This window comes from Polaromonas sp. (assembly GCF_030682935.1).
In the GTDB taxonomy this organism is placed as follows: domain Bacteria; phylum Pseudomonadota; class Gammaproteobacteria; order Burkholderiales; family Burkholderiaceae_C; genus Polaromonas.
Genome location: NZ_JAUXNA010000386.1, coordinates 1 through 4,895, shown reverse-complemented (window position 1 = coordinate 4,895; position 4,895 = coordinate 1). Strand labels below are relative to the sequence as shown.

The following is a 4,895-nucleotide window of genomic DNA, read 5'->3' as shown; positions in this document are numbered from 1 at the left end:
GTGCCCTCGCCCTCCTTGACATCCAGACCGAGGCGCTTGAGCGCATCGAGGCATTGCGCCTGCGTGAGCGGCATGCCGATGACCTTGGCCGCACGGGCGACACGCAACGTGACAGGTGTTGCTTGGGGCAGGTTGACCTGTGCGTCGTCGATGGGACCGCACACCGTCTCTGGCGTGCCGCATATTTCGAGGACCAACTGGGTGATGCGTTCGATATGCTCCACGGTTTGGCCCGGGTCCACGCCCCGCTCAAAACGGTGGCCTGCATCGGTGGAAAAGTTGAAGCGACGCGCGCGGCCAGCGATGGCCTTGGGCCACCAGAAAGCGGCTTCGACGTAGATATTTCTTGTGTCATCCGACACTGCGGTGGCGTCGCCTCCCATGATGCCGGCCAGCGATTCGACCTGGTTTTCGTCGGCAATCACGCCAACTTTTTCATCCACCGTGACGGTGTTGCCGTTCAGCAGCTTGAGCGTTTCGCCGGGCTTGCCCCAGCGCACGTCGAGCCCGCCGTGGATTTTGTCGAGGTCAAAAATATGGCTGGGACGCCCCAACTCGAACATCACGTAGTTGGAAATATCCACCAATGCCGTGACGCTGCGCTGACCGCAACGCGCCAGGCGGTCCACCATCCAGAGCGGCGTGGCGGCTTGCGGGTTGACATTGCGTACGATGCGACCGGAGAAGCGGCCACACAGGTCGGGCGCGCTGACCTTGACGGCCAGTATGTCGGCGTGGTCCACGGCCACTGCAGGAAAAGACGGTGTATTCAACGGCGCACCCGTCAGGGCAGCGACTTCACGCGCGACGCCATAGACGCTCAGGCAATGCGCCAGATTCGGCGTGAGCTTGAGCGTGAACAGCGTGTCATCGAGTTGGAGGTGCTCGCGGATGTCCTGGCCCAACGGCGCATCAAGCGCCAGTTCCAGCAAGCCGCCGTGGTCTTCCGACAGCTTGAGCTCGCGCGCAGAGCACAACATGCCTTCGCTTTCAACGCCGCGCAGTTTGCCCACCTTGATCAGGAACGGTTTTCCATCTTCGCCGGGCGGCAACTCCGCACCCACCAAGGCGCAGGGAACCTTGATGCCGGGTCTGGCATTGGGCGCACCGCACACGATGGTCAGCAAGCTGTCCTGCCCCACATCAACCTGGCATACGCGCAGGCGATCGGCGTTGGGGTGCTGTTCGGCGGCCTTGATTTCGCCGACCACAATATGGGTAAAGGGCGGCGCGACCGGCTTGAGTTCTTCCACCTCAAGTCCGGCCATGGTCAGGGTTTCAGCCAGCTGTTCGGTGCTGAGGGATGGGTTGCAAAATTCGCGCAACCAGGATTCTGGAAATTGCATGGTGAGGCCTTGTTCTTTTGTTTTTTGTTTTTGTTATGACTGGAACTGGGACAAAAAGCGGATATCGCCGTCAAAGAACAGGCGCAAATCATTCACGCCGTAGCGCAGCATGGTCAGCCGGTCTGGCCCCATGCCGAAGGCAAAGCCGATGTATTTCTCGGGATCGAGCCCCATGTTGCGCACGACGTTGGGGTGCACCTGACCCGAGCCGGCCACTTCAAGCCAGCGGCCTGACAGCGGCCCGGTCTGGAACTGGATATCAATCTCGGCGCTGGGCTCAGTGAAAGGAAAGAAGCTGGGGCGAAAGCGCAGCACCAGGTCATCGCTCTCAAAAAAGGTGCGGCAAAAATCGGTGAACACGAACTTCAAATCCTTGAAGCTCACGTTCTCGCCAATCCACAGGCCTTCGCACTGGTGAAACATCGGCGAATGGGTGGCATCGCTGTCGACGCGGTAGGTACGGCCCGGTGCGATGACGCGAATCTCGGGCATGCGGCCACCGGCATCGATCAGTGCGCGGTGCTTTTTAACGTGCTGGACCGCATGGCGGATCTGCATCGGGCTGGTATGGGTGCGCAGCAAATTGGGCGCGGCTTCGGTGCCGCCTTCGACATAAAACGTGTCGTGCATGGAGCGTGCTGGATGGTCTTCGGGCGTATTGAGCGCGGTGAAGTTGAACCAGTCGGTTTCAATCTCGGGGCCTTGCGCCACGTCAAAGCCCATGGACGCAAAGATGGCTTCAATCCGCTCCAGCGTGAGGGACACAGGGTGCAGGCCGCCTTGTGCGCGCTGTCGGCCCGGCAGGCTGACGTCAAGCGCCTCAGCCTTGAGTTGTTTTTCGAGCTCGGCGTTCGCGAGAGCCTGGCGGCGCTCATTGAGCGCGGCTTCAATGGCTTGCTTGGCCAGGTTGATGGCGGCGCCGCGGGATTTTTTTTCCTCGACGGAAAGTTGCGCCATCCCCTTCATCAACTCGGTGATGCGTCCTGACTTTCCCAAAAACTGCGCTTTGGCATTCTCCAGATCAGCGGGCGTAGGGGCTTGCGCAAAACTGGTTTTGGCAGAACTTACCAGTTCGTTGAGGGTATCGGCATCGTTCATAAATTCTCTTGGACGGAATACGGAAACAAGGGGGCGCCTCCGGCCACACGGCCATCACCTCAGCGCCACAAAAAACCCATGAAAAAGGGCCGGAGCCTTTTCAAGCTCCAGCCCTTTATTTTCGTGCGCAAACAGCTATTAATTCAATAGCAGCTTGTTCTGAAAATCAAGCAGCCAGCTTGGCCTTGGCCTGCTCGACGATGGCGCCGAAAGCAGCGCTGTCATGGATGGCCATGTCGGACAGAACCTTGCGGTCAATCTCGATGCCGGCTTTTTTCAGGCCATTGGTGAACTGGCTGTAGGTCAGGCCAAATGAACGGCTTGCAGCGTTGATACGGGCGATCCACAAGCGGCGGAACACACGTTTTTTGGTACGACGGTCACGGTAGGCATATTGCCCAGCCTTCATTACCGCTTCTTTGGCGATACGGAAGACGTTACCGCGGCGACCGCGAAAACCTTTTGCAAGGGCCAGAATTTTTTTGTGGCGGGCGCGAGCCGTTACACCACGTTTGACGCGAGGCATGTATTACTCCTTGTTCGTCGTTAAATTAAATGCCACGGCCTGGCAGCATCTGCGCCATGTGACCCATATTGGTCTCATGAACACCGACTGAACCACGCAATTGACGTTTGTTCTTGGTGGTCTTCTTGGTCAAAATGTGACGTTTGAAGGCTTGACCGCGCTTGACGGTGCCACCTGGACGAACGCGGAAACGCTTTTTAGCGCCGCTCTTGGTCTTCATTTTGGGCATATAAATGCTCCTTTTCATTTGTGCTCGTGAGGCGCTGCGAACCTTACGCAGACTTGATGGCCCCGAGCCACTTGTAATGGCAAGATTTAACACTTGCCATCGGCGCAGCGGTTTTTACACCGTCACTTTTGGAAAACCGGCTTGTCGCCTGCCTTCTCAGGAACACGGTTAAATGCCCCCTTTCACGACCTACTGGTCAAAAACCAGCAAGCCTTTATTTTTCAATTAGCGCATTAAGCTGCAGACGACGGTGCAGCTTCTGCCGCCGCCACCTTGGACGCAACCTTCTTGCGGCCCGGTGCAATCATCATGACCATCTGCCTGCCTTCAAGTTTGGGGAACTGCTCCACCAAAATCAAATCAGCCAATTCGTCGCGAATCCGTGCCAGCAAGGCCAAGCCCAATTCCTGGTGCGTAATTTCACGCCCGCGAAAACGCAAGGTAATTTTGCATTTGTCGCCATCTTCCAAAAAACGCTTGATGTTGCGCAGTTTGATGTTGTAGTCGCCGTCATCAGTTCCAGGACGGAACTTGATTTCCTTGACCTCGATTACTTTTTGCTTGGACTTCGCTTCTGCCGCTTTTTTCTGCTCGGCATACTTGAACTTTCCATAGTCCATGAGCCTGCACACCGGCGGAACCGCCGTGGGCGAGATTTCAACGAGGTCTACATCCGCTTCGCCCGCCAAACGCAGCGCCTCCGTGATGCTGACAACGCCCAAAGGTTCATTGTCTGGACCCGAGAGTCGTACTTCAGGGGCCATGATTTCACGGTTCAAGCGGTGCTTGCGTTCTTCACGGTGACGGCGGTCACGAAATTCTGTAGCGATGGTGCGAGTCCTTCAATATTTGCTATAAAAGCTATAGCTGCTTCTGCCCGCACAACAAAGACGGCAGACTGAATTCATCAACAGATGTATCAAAAATCAGGCTTTTTGCGCAATATCGGAAGCAATCTGCTGGGCAAACGCGTCGAGGGACATTACGCCAAGGTCTTTGTTACCCCGAGCGCGCACTGAAACTGCTCCGGCTGCCTTCTCCTTATCGCCTACGACAAGGATAAAGGGGAGCTTTTGCAGCGAGTGCTCCCGTATTTTATACGTAATTTTCTCATTGCGCAGGTCCAGGTTGACCCTAAGCCCTTGATTCTGCAGCGTTTTAGCAACTTCCCGGGCGTAATCGGCCTGGGAATCGGTGATATTGAGCACTGAAACCTGTTCGGGCGCGAGCCAGGTGGGCAATGCGCCAGCATGTTCCTCGATCAGAATTCCGATGAATCGCTCCAGACTGCCGACAATCGCGCGGTGCAGCATCACGGGGCGGTGACGCGCGCCATCTTCGCCCACGTATTCGGCATCAAGCCGCTCGGGCATCGAGAAATCAACCTGGATGGTGCCGCACTGCCACTGGCGGCCAATGGCATCCTTGAGCGTGTATTCAATCTTCGGACCGTAAAACGCACCCTCGCCCGGGGAAATTTCAAATTCACAGCCTGACGCACGCAGGCTTTCGATCAACGCGTGCTCGGCCTTGTCCCAGCTTTCATCGGAGCCGATGCGGGCTTCGGGCCGCGTTGCAACCTTGTAGATGATGTTTTTGAAGCCGAAGTCGGTATAGACTTTTCGTAGCAGCGTCGTGTAGTCAACGCACTCTTTCAGAATCTGCGCTTCGGTGCAGAAAATGTGACCGTCATCCT

The 4,895-nt window shown here is 56.7% G+C and carries 6 protein-coding genes; all 6 read right to left on the bottom strand.

Translation table 11 applies throughout. The features are described 5' to 3' along the window. Positions 1-1,346 (bottom strand): phenylalanine--tRNA ligase subunit beta (pheT, locus tag Q8K05_RS17785; protein ID WP_305247941.1); only part of this gene is annotated, 1,346 nt, incomplete at its 3' end. Positions 1,347-1,379: 33 nt separating this feature from the next. Continuing rightward, entirely contained in the window at positions 1,380-2,444 is a 1,065-nt protein-coding gene (gene pheS / locus Q8K05_RS17780; protein WP_305247940.1) for a phenylalanine--tRNA ligase subunit alpha, read from the bottom strand. 166 nt (positions 2,445-2,610) lie between these two features. Beyond that, positions 2,611-2,970: a 50S ribosomal protein L20 gene (rplT, locus tag Q8K05_RS17775; protein ID WP_305247939.1), complete on the bottom strand. Its 360-nt coding sequence runs from the start codon at positions 2,968-2,970 to the stop codon at positions 2,611-2,613. A gap of 25 nt (positions 2,971-2,995) precedes the next feature. Further along, positions 2,996-3,199, bottom strand: coding sequence for a 50S ribosomal protein L35 (gene rpmI, locus Q8K05_RS17770; protein WP_293466354.1), 204 nt, complete (start codon positions 3,197-3,199; stop codon positions 2,996-2,998). Positions 3,200-3,432: 233 nt separating this feature from the next. Next, positions 3,433-4,029, bottom strand: a complete 597-nt coding sequence (gene infC, locus Q8K05_RS17765; RefSeq protein ID WP_305247942.1) for a translation initiation factor IF-3 — start codon at positions 4,027-4,029, stop codon at positions 3,433-3,435. Between the two features lie 96 nt (positions 4,030-4,125). Continuing rightward, positions 4,126-4,895, bottom strand: a 770-nt coding sequence (locus Q8K05_RS17760) for a threonine--tRNA ligase (protein WP_305247938.1), incomplete at its 5' end; no start/stop codon positions are given.

What these genes read in the sequence shown, in the direction of transcription:
- pheS (WP_305247940.1), bottom strand. Translation starts at nt 2,444, where the DNA reads ATGAACGATGCCGATACCCTCAACGAACTGGTAAGTTCTGCCAAAACC.
- rpmI (WP_293466354.1), bottom strand. Translation starts at nt 3,199, where the DNA reads ATGCCCAAAATGAAGACCAAGAGCGGCGCTAAAAAGCGTTTCCGCGTT.
- rplT (WP_305247939.1), bottom strand. Translation starts at nt 2,970, where the DNA reads ATGCCTCGCGTCAAACGTGGTGTAACGGCTCGCGCCCGCCACAAAAAA.